Source organism: Agreia pratensis, from assembly GCF_900177685.1.
Classification (GTDB): Bacteria; Actinomycetota; Actinomycetes; order Actinomycetales; family Microbacteriaceae; genus Agreia; species Agreia pratensis.
Window position 1 is genome coordinate 637,070 of record NZ_FXAY01000002.1, and the last position, 16,338, is coordinate 653,407.

The window sequence follows — 16,338 nt, forward strand, 5'->3', positions numbered from 1 at the left end:
GGCCCCGGCGATGACGACATCAGGAGTACGACCATGACCATGACCCGCGAACAGGCCGTCTGGTTCGCCGATGTATTCGGCAGACTTGTGTCGAACGTCGAGCGTGTGGTCTTCGGCAAAACCCACGTCGTGAAGCTGGCCTTCACCACGCTGTTGAGCGAGGGACATCTGCTTCTCGAAGATTCGCCGGGAACGGGCAAGACATCGCTAGCCCGAGCGATGGCGCAGACCGTGCAGGGAACGTCGAGTCGCATCCAGTTCACCCCCGACCTTCTGCCGGGTGACGTCACCGGCATGAGCATCTATGACCAGAAGCAGGGCGTCTTCGAGTTCCACCGTGGGCCGATCTTCGCGTCGATCGTTCTGGCCGATGAGATCAACCGAGCGAGTCCCAAGACCCAGTCCGCGCTGCTCGAGGTCATGGAGGAAGGACGCGTGACGATCGACGGCGCCACACACGGGGTGGGCCGACCGTTCCTGGTGGTCGCCACGCAGAACCCGATCGAGCAGGCAGGAACCTACCGGCTGCCCGAGGCTCAGCTCGACCGTTTCATGATGAAGGCGTCGCTCGGCTACCCCGATCGATCATCGACCATTGCGATCCTCGAGGGCGCGGCGACACGCACGCACGACAGCACCATTCCGGCCGTGGTGACGAGCGCGAACATCGTCGAGATGGCTGATCTCGCCCGCACGGTGCATGTCGGGCACGCCGTGCTCGACTATGTCGCCGACATCGTGGATGCGACGCGGAGCGCCGTCGAGGTACGTCTCGGTGCGAGCGTGCGCGGCGCCGTGGCCCTGGTGCGCACCTCGAAGACGTGGGCTGCGGCTCAGGGCCGGCACTTCGTGACGCCCGACGATGTGAAGACGCTCGCAGAGAATGTGCTTGCGCATCGCCTCGTGCTCGACCCTGAAGCGGAGTTCGACGGCGTCACGGCCGCCAGCGTCATCGGACAGATCCTGCTCGAGACACCGCCGCCCACCGACAGGGCGCAGGCGGGGTGAGTGACGAAGCACGGCGTATGACCGGGGCCGACGGCCCCGGTGCGCCTGAGCGAGCGCGGCGCGCCGTGCGCGCCCGCAGAACGGCGTTCGGCCGTCGAGCCGCGCTCCGCGCACGCGGGCAGTCGGCATCCGGAACGACCGAATCACAGCGCGAGCTCACCGGCCTGACCGGCACCCACGCGTACACCAGAACCCGTGCGGGAGGCAGCCCTGCCGATGACGTCCGGCTCACCGCACGTCTGCGGATGCGCCGCGCGGCCCGTACGATTCGACGATCGGCGGAGCGCGCCTGGCGATGGATCTCAGCCACTGTCACGGGTCTCGGACTGTCGATCGCTGTGGTGGTCGTGCTCGGCGCACTCTTCGGCTACCTGCTCGGCTGGATCGAGCTCGTGGTGCTCGCATTCACGGGCTTCGCGCTTCTCGTTCTCGGGGTCTTCTTCCTCCTCGGCCGCAACTCCTACGACATCGGCCTCTCGATCGACCGAGACCGGGTCGTGGTCGGAGAGTCTGCGCGCGCCAGTCTGACGGTCCGCAATCCCAGTCGTTTCCGGCTGCCGCCCGTGAAATCGGAGGTGCCCGTCGGTCGAGGCCTGGCCGAGTTCTATCTCGGAAGCATCGCCCGAGGCGGCGGGACGAACAGAGACTTCTCCGTGCCCACGTCGCGTCGCGGAGTGATCAGGATCGGCCCCGTACGAACCGTCAGAGCGGATCCGGTCGGCCTCCTCCGCAGAGAATACGTATGGACGTCACACCTCGATCTGTTCGTGCATCCCGTGACCGTGCCCATTCCCGCGACCAGCACCGGTCTCATTCGCGACCTCGAGGGAAACCCCACGCGCGACCTCACTGATTCCGACGTCTCGTTCCATGCCCTGCGCGAATACGCCCCGGGCGACGATCGCCGGCATATCCACTGGAAGAGCACGGCCAGAACCGGCCAGCTCATGGTTCGTCAATTCGAAGAGACTCGGCGGAGCCATCTGGTGATTGCGCTGTCATTGGCCAGCGCCGACTACCACTCCGAGGAAGAGTTCGAGCTCGCCGTGAGCGTGGCCGGCTCGATCGGGATCCGCGCCATCCGCGATGCGCGCGACGTCTCTGTTCTCGCCAGCGACGAAACACCGGAGTTCGCACGCCGAGCAGTGAACACTCCGAGGCGGCTCAGCGCTCTCAGCAGGTCGAGACTTCTCGACGACCTCGCGCGTGTCGAGCACAGCCCGCTCGCGTCGCCGTTGGTCACCCTCGCGCGCGGCAGTGCCGAATCGGTCTCAGGGGCCTCCGTGGCCATCATCGTCTGCGGGTCCGAGCCGACAGCCGCGCACCTGCGAAGTGCTTCTGCAGCGTTTCCCCCCGGAGTGGAAGTGCTCGCGGTCGTGTGCAATCCCGGCATCGTTCCCAGCCTTCGCCGGGTCGGCGAGTTGCGCGTGCTCACCATCGGATACCTCGATGACGTGCAGAAGGCTCTCGCGAGGGCTGCATCGTGATCAAGCCGGCCTCTTTCGACCGGCGCTCCGCCGCGGCCGACACCATCTTTTTCGTGGCGCTGATGGCTGTCGCCGCCTCGACGCTGTGGCCCATCTATCAGACACCTCGGCTCATCGTTCTGGCTGCAGCGGCACTCGTTCTTGGCGTCGTCGTCGCCTGGACGGGCGCTCTGCTGAGATGGCCGGGTTACGTCGTCTTCGGCGCCTCCATTGCCGTATTCCTGATTTTCGGCGTGGCACTCGCCGTTCCCGGACGGGCGATATTCGGCGTACTGCCGAGCTTCGACGGCCTGCGCGATCTCGTGACCGGAACCGCCCTGGGGTGGAAGCAGCTCGTCACCGTCGATCTCCCGGTGTCGAGCTATCAGTCGCTTCTGGCGCCCGCGCTCGTGCTTCTCCTGGGCGGAACGGTGCTTGGTCTGTCGATCGTGCTGAGAGTGCGGCGGAGCGACGCGGCGGTGCTCATTCCGATAGCCGTCGCCATCGCGGGCCTCGCGCTCGGACCAGAGGTGGCGTGGTCTCCGTTTCTGCCGGCGATCGCATTTCTCGTCGTGGCCATCGCGTGGATGACCTGGCGGGCGAGGCGCACTCGACGACGCTCCATCGCGTTGCTCGCGGGCCAGACCGAATCGGGATCTCGGGCTTCGGAGCCCCTCGCTGAACGACGCGGCTCGCTTCGCCCGGTGCTGGCGGCCGTCCTCGTCCTCTCCATCGCGGTGGTCGCCGGAGTATCGGCCGCCGGGGCGCTCGCGCCACAGGGATCGCGCGATGTCGTGCGGGCGGCCGTCGAGCGGCCGTTCGACCCCCGCGATTACGCGAGTCCGCTCAGCGGATTCCGCTCGTACTGGAGCGCCGATGCGCCGGATGCGCCGCTCTTCGACGTCGAGGGTCTCCCAAACGGCGCGCGCATCCGGATAGCCGCACTCGACACGTACAACGGCGTGGTCTACAGCGTGGGCGACGAAGCGAAAGACAGCGCATCGGGCTTCTTCGCCCGGGTACCGTCGACGATCGATCGGACAGGCGAATCGGGCATACCCGTGTCAGCCTCGATCGTCGTGGCGGGGTATCGAGGGGTCTGGCTCCCGACGGTCGGCGATGTCGAGAGGGTGTCCTTCGACGGATCGCGCGCGTCGCAGCTGGCCGACTCGTTCTACTACAACCGCACGTCCAACACGGCGGCCGTGTTGGGGGGAGTTCGCGAAGGTGACAGCTACACGATCGAGGCGGTCGTGCCGTCGGCGCCCTCCGACGACGAGCTGAGATCGGCTCAGCCAGGCGACGCGTCCGTACCGGAGCCGAGCAATGTTCCCGACGCCGTCGCAACCGCGGTCGCCGCCGATACACAGGGGCTCGACGCACCCGGCGAGAAGCTGGCCGCCGTCGTCGACGCGATCAAGGCATCCGGATATATCAGCCACGGCACCGACGACGGCCGACCCTACAGCCGCTCGGGTCATGCCGCCGATCGCATCACGGAGCTGCTGACCTCACCGTTGATGCTGGGCGATGCCGAGCAGTATGCCGCGGCGGTCGCGCTCATGGCCGGTGAGCTGGGTTTTCCGTCGAGGGTCGTCATGGGCTTCGCGCCGCCGGCGGGTACCGGTGTGGTGACAGGCTCGGATGTCTCGGCCTGGGTCGAGGTGAATCTCGCCGGATACGGATGGGTCCCGATCGATCCGACACCCGAGGACCGGCCGATCCCCGAGAAACTGCCGGACACGAAGCAGCAGGTCTCGAGACCCCAGGTGGTCATCCCTCCGCCGCCTGCCGCGGACGATACGCCGGTCGAGCCCAACCGGCCCGAAGTCGATGAGCCGAAGGCGAACGACCCCGATGCGTTCTGGCCTCTGGTGCTGAGCATCGCGCGTTCGGTCGGAATCGTCGCCCTGGTGCTGTTGATCGTCTGCGCGCCCGTGATCGTCATTGCGAGCGCAAAAGCGGTACGACGGCGAAGGCGCCGACGCCGATCGGATGCCGCTTCCCGGATCGCCGGCGGATGGCAGGAGATCGTCGATGCCGGCCTCGACTACGGCTACGACGTGCCCGCGACGGCGACCAGGCTCGAGGCCGCACGGGTCGTCGGCGCCGTCGACCTGGAGACATTCGCCCGTCGAGCAGATACGGCGGTCTTCGCCGAGGAACGGATCGAGACTCGTGAGGCCGACCAGTACTGGTCGGACCTGGCGATACTCAGGGCAGCGTGGGCGAAGGAATACACTCGGTGGCAACGCATCCGCGCGGCCGCCCGACTCCGATCGCTGTCGGCGCACGCACGGGTGTCCGGCAAGAAGGGGGAGCGTCGTGGCTGAGCCCGGACTCCCTCCTTTTCCCGGTGCATCGGAGACAGGACTCTGGGACGCGCGGTCCTCGAGGATTCCCTATATCGAGCCGTCCGCGCCGCCGCCGGACAGTGCGGAGCCGGTGCTCTCTTTCGTTCTCGAGTTCAGCACCGGACAGGTCGTCACGGTAACGGGCGGCGGAATCATCGGACGGGCGCCGCGCGAAGGGGGAGACGACGAGTCGCTCCAGCTCGTGAGCGTCGACGACCCGGGACGTTCGGTCTCGAAGGTGCACGCCCGATTCGGGATCGATGCTCGCGGTCTGTGGATCGAGGACCTCGCATCGGGCAACGGCACCGTGGTGGTGCAGCAGGGCGGACCTCCGGTCGCCCTCAGACCGGGAGAACGTGTTCCGGTCGGCGTCGGCGCCGTCGTGCACCTCGGTCGCCAGTCGTTCAGCGTGAGCTGATGCCTCAGCAGACATGTGCGCATGCGCATGTCGTGCGCCGCGCCTGCTGGCGAACCGGTACCACGGGAGGCAGGATGGCCTTATGAGCACCAGCAACGATCCCGACCGCGACCCGCTTTCCCCGGACAGCCCTGAGAGCAGCCGGCGAGAGTCGCACACCGAATCCACCCGAGAGTTCGTCGTGGCAGAGCCCTCGAGCGTCGAGCCCGGCACTCTCGAGCCCGTGGTCGTGCGCGCCGCGGCCGAGCCTGATCAGAATTCAGGGGCGTCGCAGGGCTGGACGAGGCCCGCGCAGAATGAGGCGGTGGAGGATCCCAATCCCTACGTCGTTCGCACCACCGTCCCTCCGATGAACCCGCACACCACGGGTGCTCCTCTCGCACAGCAGACCGGCTCGTCAGCTCCGCCCGCCGATCCTGCGGTGGCCCCGGGTATTCCCGGCGGAGAGATCTACTCGCAGGCACCGGCGCCGGTCTACGTTGCGCGCCCCGCCCAGCCCGTTCGCAGAGGCAATCGTCTCTTCGGCACCGTCATCGCTCTCGTGGGAACAGTCGTTTTCGCCGTGGTGTACGCCGCGGTGGCCTCGGTGTTCTTCGCGTTCAACCCCGCGGTCGAGAACGCCGTATCGACGCTCACGCGATTCCTCGTGAACTTCGCCTTCATCGTTCCTGTCGTCTTCTTCGCCATCGCGTTCGTCCTTCTCGTACTCATTCTCAACCGTGCGGGATGGTGGGCGTACATCATCGGCGGCTTCGTCGTGGCCGCTGTCGTCTACGCGGGTTCCATCGTCGGCGCATATCTCGCTGTTCAGGGCTGGACGATGACCCAGGACGCCCTCGGAGAATTCCTGCGCTCGCTTCTGATGGATCCGCTACCGATCGTCGCTGCGATCGTGGCCCGCGAGGTATCGGTCTGGACCGGCGCATGGGTCTCGTCCCGTGGCCGCAAGGTCAAAGAACGCAACCAGGCCGCGCGCGAGGAGTACGACAAGACGATGGCCGAGGCGCCGGTTACGGCGCCGCAGGGCTCACCGGCCTGGTAGCCGCCGTGCCGAGCCGAGGCCTGCGCTACGGCCGGTCGGTCTTCGCGACCGCGCTGTTCGTCGCCCTCGTCGTCGCAGGCTGGGGCTTCGTCAGTCTTCTGGCCGAGACGGAGGTGGTGGCCGATCCCGACGTGGGTCCGATCGTCGCTCCTGTGTCGGTAGCGGTCAGCGCCGTGGCCGTTCTGTTCGCCTTGGCGTCGCCGCGCTGGTCGACCGTGACCGGTAGAGGCCTCGGGGCCGTGCTCGGATCATCGGCCGTCCTCGCTCTCGGGGCGGTCGCCGTGCAACTCGCCACTCTGGGCCTTCTTCAGTTCGTGGCGACCGGTCGGCTCACGGCGCTCCTGCTGGTCATCGCCGCCCAGGCTCCCACTCCGTTCACGATCGTGGTGGTCGGGGCGGCTTTCGTCTCGGCCATCGGACTGTCGCTGATCGGAGCGGGACAAGGCGGGGCGTCCTGGCCGTGGGAGAAGGACGACGAATGACAGAGTCGACGGTTCGGTAGCGTAGCGGCGGCCGATCTCTGCTTGGATGGTCATCCGGGATTCGAAGCGAGGAGCCCTCGATGTCAGACAACACACTTCCCCCCGTGCCCCAGGGTGCGTCGTCCGTTCCGCCGGTGCCTCCCATTCCTTCGGTGCCCGTTCCGCCTATGTCGGCACCGCCCGTTCCACAGGCGCAGAACTATCCCGTCCAGCCGCAGTTCCAGTTCGCCCAGCCGCAGCCCCAGCCCGTCCAGCCGCAGCCCCGCCCTCAGCAGAGCGCTCGCAGATCGCGCAAGGGTCTGATCATCGGCATATCCATCGCGGCGGCGGTCGTGATTCTGGGTGGCGCCGGATTGGCCGTCGCCGGCGCATCCATCTCGTCGAGCGTCGCGCCCGACACCCAGGTGAAGACATTCCTGCAAGACCTGGTCGACGGCAGAGCAGAGTCGGCACTCGAGGTCATGGGAGAGAAGCCATCAGGGCTGCTCACCGACGACGCCTACAACGCTTCCTCCAACCACATCACAGGTTTCAGCGTGGGCAAGGCGAAGACGACGGGCGACACGGCCACCGTCACCGCCAAGATCACCCAGGGGGGAACGAGTTACACGCAGGAGTTCGAGCTGCAGAAGGCCGGCAAGACGTTCGTCGTCTTCGATGTCTGGCAGTTGCAGCCCCTGCCCCTCGGCGCGGTGGATGTGCAGGTTCAGGGGCCGGATGGCCTCGCTGTGCAGGTCGACGGCAACACCGTCGAGGGCGCCGACGAGTCGGGCCTCCGCGCTTTTCCGGGTGACTACGAGGTCTCGGTGGTCGACGACAGCGACCTCTTCGACGCAGCGCCAGCAACGGCGAACGTCGTCGGTCTCTCCGACGCCGCTGCGGGAAGCATCGCAACCGCGGCGGTGGCCACCACGCTCACCGAGGCCGGCACCGCGGCCGCCCGCGCCGCGGTCGACGCGTACGTCGACGGATGCGTGGCGCAGCAGAGTCTCGCGCCCACAGGCTGCGGCTTCCAGGCTCGAGCCCAAGACGGTGTCAGCTACTCGAATATCCGCTGGACACTCACGGCGAGGCCCACCTACTCCATCGGCGACTGGGCGGGCAACGGCTGGTCGGTCTCGACTGCGACGGCAGGAACACTCGACGTCGTGGCGGACTCCGTCGACAGTGCTGGTCGGTCCGGGCAATCGGGCACGAGTCTGCCGAACTACCGGCCAGCCGGCACGGTTTCCGTCGTCGACGGAGCGATCACGTTCTCGTCATCGGCGCTGCCGTTCTAGCGGTCGACCTCGCTTGACCGAAGCGCCGCTTCGGGCTAATATTGCCGGGTGTGTGCATTCTTGCACGCCCACTTTTCAACTCGGATTCGTCCGAGACGAGATTCTTGCGACAGATCAGTCTGGGGCAAGGCAAGGGCAGGCCCTCTCTGGGGCAGGCCCCCACGGCATACCCACCATCACAATCTCTGCAGACGCTCGCGTGTGCAGGCGGCGGGTCCACAAGAACATCGGTTGAATCCCGCACGCGGGCGCTACCGATTGCTACGCGAAAGCAAGCTGTCACCGTGCAGTAGAAAATAGGAGAAGTAGTGCCAACCATTCAGCAGTTGGTCCGCAAGGGCCGAACTCCGAAGGTCACCAAGACCAAGACGCCGGCCCTGAAGGCCAACCCGCAGCAGCGCGGCGTCTGCACCCGCGTCTACACGACCACGCCCAAGAAGCCCAACTCGGCTCTGCGCAAGGTCGCCCGCGTCAAGCTGTCCAACGGCACCGAGGTCACCGCGTACATTCCCGGTGAAGGCCACAACCTGCAGGAGCACTCCATGGTGCTCGTGCGTGGCGGTCGTGTGAAGGACCTGCCCGGTGTGCGTTACAAGATCGTCCGCGGCGCCCTGGACACCCAGGCCGTCAAGGGCCGCAAGCAGGCTCGCAGCCGTTACGGCGCGAAGATGGAGAAGAAGTAATGCCTCGTAAGGGACCAGCACCCAAGCGCCCCGTCGTCGCAGACCCCGTCTACGGTGCGCCTATCGTCAGCCAGCTCGTCAACAAGATCCTTCTTGATGGCAAGAAGGGCCTTGCCGAGCGCATCGTCTACGACGCACTCGAAGGGGTCGCTGCAAAGAACGGCGCCGACGCCGTCGTCACCCTCAAGAAGGCGCTCGACAACGTTCGCCCCACGCTCGAGGTCAAGTCGCGCCGCGTCGGTGGATCGACCTACCAGGTTCCGGTCGAGGTCAAGCCTCACCGTGCCAACACTCTCGCACTCCGCTGGCTCACGAGCTACGCGAAGAGCCGTCGAGAGAAGACGATGACCGAGCGTCTCACCAACGAGATCCTCGACGCGTCGAACGGCCTCGGTGCCGCGGTCAAGCGCCGCGAAGACACCCACAAGATGGCCGAGTCGAACAAGGCATTCGCTCACTACCGCTGGTAATCGCGTGTGCTGGTCGAGAGGCCGGTTCGCCCCGCGAACCGGCCCCTCGATCGGTGCCGCCATCGTTCGACAAACCCCTTAGTAAACAACCGGAGGCAATCTGTGGCACAGGACGTGCTCACCGACCTGAACAAGGTCCGCAACATCGGCATCATGGCTCACATCGATGCCGGCAAGACCACCACCACCGAGCGCATCCTGTTCTACACGGGTGTCAACCACAAGATCGGTGAGACCCACGACGGCGCATCGACGACCGACTGGATGGAGCAGGAGCAGGAGCGTGGCATCACGATCACCTCTGCTGCAGTCACCTGTTTCTGGGACAAGAACCAGATCAACATCATCGACACTCCGGGTCACGTCGACTTCACCGTCGAGGTGGAGCGTTCGCTCCGCGTGCTCGACGGTGCCGTGGCAGTCTTCGACGGCAAAGAGGGCGTCGAGCCCCAGTCGGAGACCGTGTGGCGACAGGCCGACAAGTACGAAGTTCCCCGTATCTGCTTCATCAACAAGATGGACAAGCTCGGAGCCGACTTCTACTTCACGGTAGACACCATCATCAACAAGCTCGGCGCGAAGCCGCTGGTCATCCAGCTGCCCATCGGTGCCGAGAACGGATTCGTCGGGGTCGTCGACCTCGTCGAGATGCGTGCTCTCGTCTGGCCTTCCGACTCCAAGGGTGACGTCACCATGGGAGCCAAGTACGAGGTTCAGGAGATCCCGGACGACCTCAAGGAGAAGGCGGACGAGTACCGCCAGCTGCTCCTCGAGACCGTCGCCGAGACCGACGACGCTCTGCTCGAGAAGTTCTTTGCCGGCGAAGAGCTCACGGTCGCCGAGATCAAGGCTGGCATCCGCAAGCTGACGGTCGCCAGCGAGATCTACCCGGTTCTCTGTGGCTCCGCCTTCAAGAACCGCGGTGTTCAGCCGATGCTCGATGCAGTCGTCGACTACCTGCCCAGCCCGCTCGACGTTCCCGCCACCGTGGGAACCGACCCCCGCGACGAGGAGGTCAAGGTAGAGCGTCACCCCGACGCCTCGGAGCCTTTCGCCGCTCTCGCGTTCAAGGTCGCGGTGCACCCGTTCTTCGGTCGTCTGACGTTCATCCGCGTCTACTCGGGTCGTCTCGACTCCGGTGGACAGGTCACGAACTCGACCAAGAGCAAGAAAGAGCGCATCGGCAAGATCTTCCAGATGCACGCCAACAAGGAGATCCCCGTAGACAGCGTGACCGCAGGTCACATCTACGCTGTCATCGGCCTGAAGGGCACGACCACGGGAGACACGCTCAGCGACTCGAACGACCAGGTCGTTCTCGAGTCGATGACGTTCCCGGAGCCGGTCATCGAGGTCGCGATCGAGCCGAAGACGAAGGCCGACCAGGAGAAGCTGGGTGTCGCCATCCAGAAGCTCGCTGAAGAGGACCCGACCTTCCGCACCGAGCAGAACCAGGACACGGGCCAGACGGTCATCAAGGGAATGGGCGAGCTTCACCTCGACATCCTGGTCGACCGTATGCGCCGCGAGTTCAACGTCGAGGCCAACGTGGGCAAGCCCCAGGTCGCGTACCGCGAGACGATCCGTCGCGTGGTTCCGAAGCACGACTACACCCACAAGAAGCAGACCGGTGGTTCGGGTCAGTTCGCCAAGGTTCAGATCTCGATCGAGCCGATGGAGGTGACCGCGGAGAAGATCTACGAGTTCGAGAACAAGGTCACCGGTGGTCGCGTTCCGCGCGAGTACATCCCCTCCGTCGACGCGGGAATCCAGGATGCCCTCCAGGTCGGCGTTCTCGCCGGCTACCCCATGGTGGGTGTTCGGGCAGCCCTGCTCGACGGCCAGTTCCACGACGTCGACTCCTCGGAGATGGCGTTCAAGATCGCTGGTTCCATGGCGTTCAAGGAAGCCGCCCGCAAGGCGGACCCGGTCATCCTTGAGCCGTTGATGGCAGTCGAGGTGCGCACCCCTGAGGAATACATGGGTGACGTCATCGGCGATATCAACTCGCGCCGTGGCCAGATCCAGTCCATGGAGGACGCGACCGGTATCAAGGTCATCCGTGCCCATGTACCGCTTTCGGAGATGTTCGGTTATATCGGTGACCTGAGGTCGAAGACCTCGGGCCGCGCGGTGTACTCGATGACCTTCGACAGCTACGCCGAGGTCCCCAAGGCTGTTGCCGAAGAGATCATCAACAAAAACAAGGGCGAATAGTCCTGTATCGTGTTCCGGTGCTCAATATTGTTACGAGCACCGGAGCGCGTAACATCAACACACAAACACCCCCGCTCTTCACCCGGTAGTTTTTTGTCCGGATGCGGAGCAAGAGAGTCCTGAGGAGGACCCAGTGGCCAAGGCCAAGTTCGAGCGGACCAAGCCGCACGTAAACATCGGAACGATCGGTCACGTCGACCACGGAAAGACCACGCTGACTGCAGCGATCTCCAAGGTCCTTGCCGACAAGTTCCCGTCCAAGACCAACGTTCAGCGCGACTTCGCGTCGATCGACTCCGCTCCCGAAGAGCGCCAGCGCGGCATCACGATCAACATCTCGCACGTCGAGTACGAGACCGAGAAGCGTCACTACGCTCACGTCGACGCCCCGGGTCACGCTGACTACATCAAGAACATGATCACCGGTGCCGCTCAGATGGATGGCGCGATCCTCGTGGTTGCCGCTACCGACGGCCCGATGGCTCAGACCCGCGAGCACGTTCTGCTCGCCAAGCAGGTCGGCGTTCCCTACCTGCTGGTCGCGCTCAACAAGTCCGACATGGTCGACGACGAGGAGATCCTGGAGCTCGTCGAGCTCGAGGTTCGCGAGCTGCTGTCCAGCCAGGACTTCGATGGCGACAACGCTCCCGTCGTTCGCGTCTCGGGCCTCAAGGCTCTCGAGGGCGACGAGAAGTGGGTCGACGCGATCCTCGAGCTCATGCAGGCCGTCGACGACTCCATCCCGGAGCCCGTCCGCGACAAGGACAAGCCCTTCCTGATGCCCGTCGAGGACGTCTTCACGATCACCGGTCGTGGAACCGTCGTCACGGGTCGCGCCGAGCGCGGAACCCTCGCGATCAACTCCGAGGTCGAGATCGTCGGCATCCGCCCGACCGTCAAGACCACGGTCACGGGTATCGAGATGTTCCACAAGCAGCTCGACGAGGCATGGGCCGGCGAGAACTGTGGTCTGCTGCTCCGCGGCACCAAGCGCGAAGACGTCGAGCGCGGCCAGGTCATCGTCAAGCCGGGTTCGGTCACGCCGCACACCGGTTTCGATGGAACCGCCTACATCCTGTCCAAGGATGAGGGTGGCCGCCACAACCCGTTCTACACGAACTACCGCCCGCAGTTCTACTTCCGCACCACCGACGTGACCGGCGTCATCACCCTCCCCGAGGGCACCGAGATGGTCATGCCCGGCGACACGACTGACATCAGCGTCGAGCTGATCCAGCCCATCGCCATGGAAGAGGGCCTCGGCTTCGCGATCCGTGAGGGTGGCCGCACCGTCGGTGCCGGTACCGTCACGAAGATCACCAAGTAGTCGATTCTTCACCAGTAGTACTCAGCAGGGCCGCACCTTCGGGTGCGGCCCTGCTGCCGTTTAAGTCCGCCCGTTCCCTGAGCTTGTCGAAGGGAACAGAATGGAGCGTGCCCTTCGTCAAGTCCAACCCCCGCGCGCCAGATGGCTTCTTCGAGGCGGAGGCCGCCGGGCTCGCGTGGCTGGCAGAGGCCGAGACTCAGGGCGGTGCGAGAACGGCGCGGGTCGAGTCCGTCTCTGCTGGCCGTATCGAGATCGCGCAGCTCGAGTCGGCGCGACCGACACCGGATGCCGCCGCGCGGTTCGGCCGGGCGCTGGCCGTCACCCACAGGGCCGGCGCGCAGGCCTTCGGCTCGGCACCGCACGGGTGGAACGGCCCCACCTTCATCGGAGCACGCCCGATGCAGTGCAGGCCGGAATGCTCGTGGGGGCGGTTCTACTCCGAACAGAGGGTCCGGCCGTTTCTCGAGATCGCCTTGTCGGTCGGTTCCATCGACGCGGGAGCTGCGGATCACGTGTTCGCCGTCTGCGAGTTGTTGGAGTCGGGCGCGGCCGATGACGGAGAACCCGCGCGGCGCATCCACGGCGACCTGTGGAACGGAAACGTCATGTGGACGAGCGACGAAGCGGTGTTCATCGATCCGGCGGCGCACGGTGGGCATCGGGAGACCGACCTCGCCATGCTGACCCTCTTCGGCGCGCCCCATCTCGATGTGATCGTCGACGCCTACGACGACGAGTTTGCTCTGCGACCTGGATGGCGGGAACGGATCGCACTGCACCAACTGCATCCGCTCGCCGTTCATGCCGCGGGCCACGGAGCATCATATGGACATGCCCTCGCCGAGGCTGCGCGAAAAGCCCTCGACTTGTTCTGACGCCTGGGAGCAGAATGGGCCAACCGCCTCGAATGCGGGGCCCGATCAAAGGAGAATCATGGGACTCGAAGACATCACCAAGAAGGCGCAGGAGTTCCTGGGCGACAACAAGGTGCAGGAAGCCCTGAAGAGCGAGAAGGCCGAAGACCTCAGCGACAAGCTGCTCGACGGTGTGGCCGGCGCGGTCAACAAGATCACGGGCGACAAATTCGACGAGCAGGTCGAAGGCGCTCGCACGGCCGCAGACAAGGCTGTCGGAACCGAGTAGTCGCGCCGCCTGTCAAGCCCCGGGGCCGGATGCGTCTGGCCGGCCCCGCGGGACTCACAATGGGTGAATGGTGAGGCTGAGGCGAAGCAACTCGGCGGGCGCAGGCCTGCACAGGGTTCGTGCTGGGCGGGGGTTTTCGTACCGCAACCACGACGGCACGGTCGTGGCAGACACCGAGCTGAGAGAGCGCATAGAGAAGCTCGCCATTCCTCCTGCCTGGACCGATGTGTGGATTGCGCCGTATGCCAATGGCCACATCCAGGCCACGGGCATCGATGCGGCGGGGCGCCGACAGTACATCTACCACCCGACGTGGCGGGAGCAGAAGGATCGCATCAAGTTCGACAGGGCTCTCGCTCTGGCCGAGTCGCTTCCGACAGCACGTCGCGGCGTCACCATCGACCTTCGTAGTGCGGAGCCGACGAAAGAGCGGGCGTTGGCGGCGGCCTTTCGGATGCTCGACACCGGCTCGCTGAGGGTCGGCAGCGAGCGGTACGCCGAATCGAACGGCAGCCACGGGTTGTCGACGCTGCTCGGTGCCCACGCTCGCGTCAGCGGCGACACCGTGCATCTGGCGTTCCCTGCCAAGAGCGGGCAGGCATGGGAGAGCGACATCACCGACGCAGATCTCGCTGCGGTCGTGCGCGCCCTGAAACATCGCGGGCCGCGGGCACGCCTGCTGGCCTGGCGCGCGGGAGCCGGCAACTGGCATCCGATCGCCGCCGACGAGATCAACGACTATGTGAGAGACAAGACGGGTGGGCAGTTCACGGCGAAAGACTTTCGCACGCTGCACGGAACGGTGGCAGCGGCCGTGAGTCTGGCGAAGCACGGCCCGGAGCCGCGCGCGACCGCACGGTCGCGGGCCCTCGCGCAGGCCATGCGAGATGCGGCGGAGGTGCTCGGCAACACGCCTTCCATCGCCAAAAAGAGCTACGTCGATCCTCGGGTCGTCGACCACTACGTAGAGGGAACGACAATAGATCCCGCACGATTGGGTTCGGCTGAATCAGAACTCCGGGCACTCCTTTTCGAGTGACCGTGCCGAAGCTTCGATCTGCGGAACGGCGCGACACGCCCAACGCGACACGCCCGGGTTGCACGATGCCCCTCGGGTGTGGCAAACTCGTCTAGTTCAACATTTTCGTGCCGCCTTGCGTGCGCGGAATCACTGCCAGGCAGTGCACAGCTAGCCCACTGGGTCTTCGTGATCCGAGGTTGAGAGCTGGGCCGCGGGTAGCAGAACACACTTCAATCCTTTTTCTTTGTATCGCAGATCTACTCTGCGCGCGGGGCGAGACGGGTTGGGTCCGCGAGGACATTGACAGAAGAACAGTGGTGCGACCGACTGCGGGCGTATCGAGCACGGGCTGCAAGGCTCGGGCAAGCAAGCGCGTCCAATGCTGCCTACAGGCGGTAAGACGCAAGACAAGAGAGTGAGTCACACATGGCGGGACAGAAGATCCGCATTCGACTTAAGTCGTACGACCACGAGGTCATCGACTCCTCGGCGCGCAAGATCGTCGACACGGTGACCCGCGCGGGTGCGACCGTCGTCGGTCCGGTACCGCTGCCGACCGAGAAGAACGTGATCGCAGTGATCCGTTCGCCCCACAAGTACAAGGACAGCCGCGAGCACTTCGAAATGCGCACGCACAAGCGTCTGATCGACATCATCGATCCCACGCCCAAGGCCGTCGACTCGCTCATGCGTCTCGACCTGCCGGCTGACGTCAACATCGAGATCAAGCTCTAAGCGGGGGACTGAACACTATGTCTACGCCTACACAAGCAGCCGCCACCAAGACCAGCAAGGGTCTCCTCGGCAAGAAGCTCGGCATGACCCAGGTCTGGGACGAGAACAACCGTCTCATCCCCGTCACGGTCGTCGAGATCACGCCGAACGTGGTCACGCAGATCCGCACCGTCGAGCGCGACGGCTACGTGGCCGTTCAGATCGCCGCCGGCCAGATCGACCCCCGCAAGGTGAACAAGCCGGCCACGGGTCACTTCGACGCCGCCGGTGTCACGCCTCGCCGTCACATCACCGAGATCCGCACCGCCGACGCGGCCGACTACACGGTGGGCCAGGAGCTCACCGTCGACGCGGTCTTCGAAGCCGGCAAGAAGGTCGACGTCGTCGGCACTTCCAAGGGCAAGGGTTTCGCCGGTGTCATGAAGCGTCACAACTTCCGAGGCGACAACGCCTCGCACGGTGCCCACCGCAACCACCGCAAGCCCGGTTCCATCGGCGCATCCTCGACCCCGTCGCGTGTCTTCAAGGGCATGCGCATGGCCGGTCGCATGGGTGGAGAGCGCGTCACCGTGCTCAACCTCGCCGTGCACTCCATCGACGCCGAGAAGAACGTCATCCTCATCAAGGGTGCCGTTCCCGGAGCTCGTGGCCGTCTCGTTTTCGTTCGTACCGCAGTGAAGGGGGCCTAGTTC

The 16,338-nt window shown here is 65.4% G+C and carries 16 protein-coding genes; all 16 read left to right on the top strand.

Annotated features, from left to right (window positions below; genetic code table 11):
• The first annotated feature begins 33 nt into the window (after positions 1–33).
• The 16 genes from B9Y86_RS08365 (at position 34) to rplC (ending at position 16,335) form a co-directional block, all read left to right on the top strand.
• Entirely contained in the window at positions 34–1,008 is a 975-nt protein-coding gene (locus B9Y86_RS08365) for an AAA family ATPase (protein ID WP_085484850.1), read from the top strand.
• Positions 1,005–2,495, top strand: coding sequence for a DUF58 domain-containing protein (locus tag B9Y86_RS08370; protein WP_139824820.1), 1,491 nt, complete (start codon positions 1,005–1,007; stop codon positions 2,493–2,495). Before B9Y86_RS08365 ends, B9Y86_RS08370 begins: the two co-directional genes overlap by 4 nt.
• Positions 2,492–4,807, top strand: coding sequence for a transglutaminase TgpA family protein (locus B9Y86_RS08375; protein WP_085484852.1), 2,316 nt, complete (start codon positions 2,492–2,494; stop codon positions 4,805–4,807). Before B9Y86_RS08370 ends, B9Y86_RS08375 begins: the two co-directional genes overlap by 4 nt.
• Complete coding sequence (locus B9Y86_RS17555; RefSeq protein ID WP_176223305.1) at positions 4,800–5,246, top strand: FHA domain-containing protein; 447 nt, start codon at positions 4,800–4,802, stop codon at positions 5,244–5,246. The genes B9Y86_RS08375 and B9Y86_RS17555 overlap by 8 nt, the downstream gene beginning before the upstream one ends.
• A gap of 82 nt (positions 5,247–5,328) precedes the next feature.
• Positions 5,329–6,288 (top strand): hypothetical protein, encoded by a 960-nt coding sequence (locus B9Y86_RS08385; protein ID WP_085484856.1) that lies wholly within the window; start codon positions 5,329–5,331, stop codon positions 6,286–6,288.
• A 5-nt stretch (positions 6,289–6,293) separates the two neighbouring features.
• Complete coding sequence (locus tag B9Y86_RS08390) at positions 6,294–6,770, top strand: DUF6121 family protein (protein ID WP_085484858.1); 477 nt, start codon at positions 6,294–6,296, stop codon at positions 6,768–6,770.
• A gap of 80 nt (positions 6,771–6,850) precedes the next feature.
• Positions 6,851–8,050, top strand: coding sequence for a hypothetical protein (locus B9Y86_RS08395; protein ID WP_085484860.1), 1,200 nt, complete (start codon positions 6,851–6,853; stop codon positions 8,048–8,050).
• 308 nt (positions 8,051–8,358) lie between these two features.
• Positions 8,359–8,733 (top strand): 30S ribosomal protein S12, encoded by a 375-nt coding sequence (gene rpsL / locus B9Y86_RS08400; RefSeq protein WP_044439998.1) that lies wholly within the window; start codon positions 8,359–8,361, stop codon positions 8,731–8,733.
• Positions 8,733–9,203, top strand: coding sequence for a 30S ribosomal protein S7 (gene rpsG, locus B9Y86_RS08405; RefSeq protein WP_044440000.1), 471 nt, complete (start codon positions 8,733–8,735; stop codon positions 9,201–9,203). Before rpsL ends, rpsG begins: the two co-directional genes overlap by 1 nt.
• A gap of 102 nt (positions 9,204–9,305) precedes the next feature.
• Positions 9,306–11,420 (top strand): elongation factor G, encoded by a 2,115-nt coding sequence (gene fusA / locus B9Y86_RS08410; protein WP_055778113.1) that lies wholly within the window; start codon positions 9,306–9,308, stop codon positions 11,418–11,420.
• Positions 11,421–11,553: 133 nt separating this feature from the next.
• Positions 11,554–12,747, top strand: coding sequence for an elongation factor Tu (tuf, locus tag B9Y86_RS08415; RefSeq protein ID WP_044440003.1), 1,194 nt, complete (start codon positions 11,554–11,556; stop codon positions 12,745–12,747).
• Between the two features lie 107 nt (positions 12,748–12,854).
• On the top strand, positions 12,855–13,622 hold the full coding sequence (locus B9Y86_RS08420; protein ID WP_085484862.1) for a fructosamine kinase family protein: 768 nt from the start codon (positions 12,855–12,857) through the stop codon (positions 13,620–13,622).
• A 58-nt stretch (positions 13,623–13,680) separates the two neighbouring features.
• Positions 13,681–13,890, top strand: a complete 210-nt coding sequence (locus B9Y86_RS08425; protein WP_176223306.1) for an Rv0909 family putative TA system antitoxin — start codon at positions 13,681–13,683, stop codon at positions 13,888–13,890.
• Positions 13,891–13,957: 67 nt separating this feature from the next.
• Complete coding sequence (locus B9Y86_RS08430; protein ID WP_085484864.1) at positions 13,958–14,929, top strand: DNA topoisomerase IB; 972 nt, start codon at positions 13,958–13,960, stop codon at positions 14,927–14,929.
• A 408-nt stretch (positions 14,930–15,337) separates the two neighbouring features.
• Positions 15,338–15,646 carry a 30S ribosomal protein S10 gene (gene rpsJ / locus B9Y86_RS08435; protein WP_018171443.1) on the top strand — a complete coding sequence of 103 codons (309 nt, stop codon included), beginning with the start codon at positions 15,338–15,340 and terminating at the stop codon, positions 15,644–15,646.
• 17 nt (positions 15,647–15,663) lie between these two features.
• Entirely contained in the window at positions 15,664–16,335 is a 672-nt protein-coding gene (gene rplC / locus B9Y86_RS08440; RefSeq protein ID WP_044440007.1) for a 50S ribosomal protein L3, read from the top strand.
• The last annotated feature ends 3 nt before the right edge of the window (positions 16,336–16,338 follow it).

Excerpts from the sequence above, each read along its gene's own strand:
- B9Y86_RS08365 (WP_085484850.1), top strand. The coding sequence starts at position 34 with ATGACCATGACCCGCGAACAGGCCGTCTGGTTCGCCGATGTATTCGGC.
- B9Y86_RS08395 (WP_085484860.1), top strand. The coding sequence starts at position 6,851 with ATGTCAGACAACACACTTCCCCCCGTGCCCCAGGGTGCGTCGTCCGTT.
- B9Y86_RS08430 (WP_085484864.1), top strand. The coding sequence starts at position 13,958 with ATGGTGAGGCTGAGGCGAAGCAACTCGGCGGGCGCAGGCCTGCACAGG.
- rplC (WP_044440007.1), top strand. The coding sequence starts at position 15,664 with ATGTCTACGCCTACACAAGCAGCCGCCACCAAGACCAGCAAGGGTCTC.
- B9Y86_RS08385 (WP_085484856.1), top strand. The coding sequence starts at position 5,329 with ATGAGCACCAGCAACGATCCCGACCGCGACCCGCTTTCCCCGGACAGC.
- rpsG (WP_044440000.1), top strand. The coding sequence starts at position 8,733 with ATGCCTCGTAAGGGACCAGCACCCAAGCGCCCCGTCGTCGCAGACCCC.
- B9Y86_RS08425 (WP_176223306.1), top strand. The coding sequence starts at position 13,681 with ATGGGACTCGAAGACATCACCAAGAAGGCGCAGGAGTTCCTGGGCGAC.
- rpsJ (WP_018171443.1), top strand. The coding sequence starts at position 15,338 with ATGGCGGGACAGAAGATCCGCATTCGACTTAAGTCGTACGACCACGAG.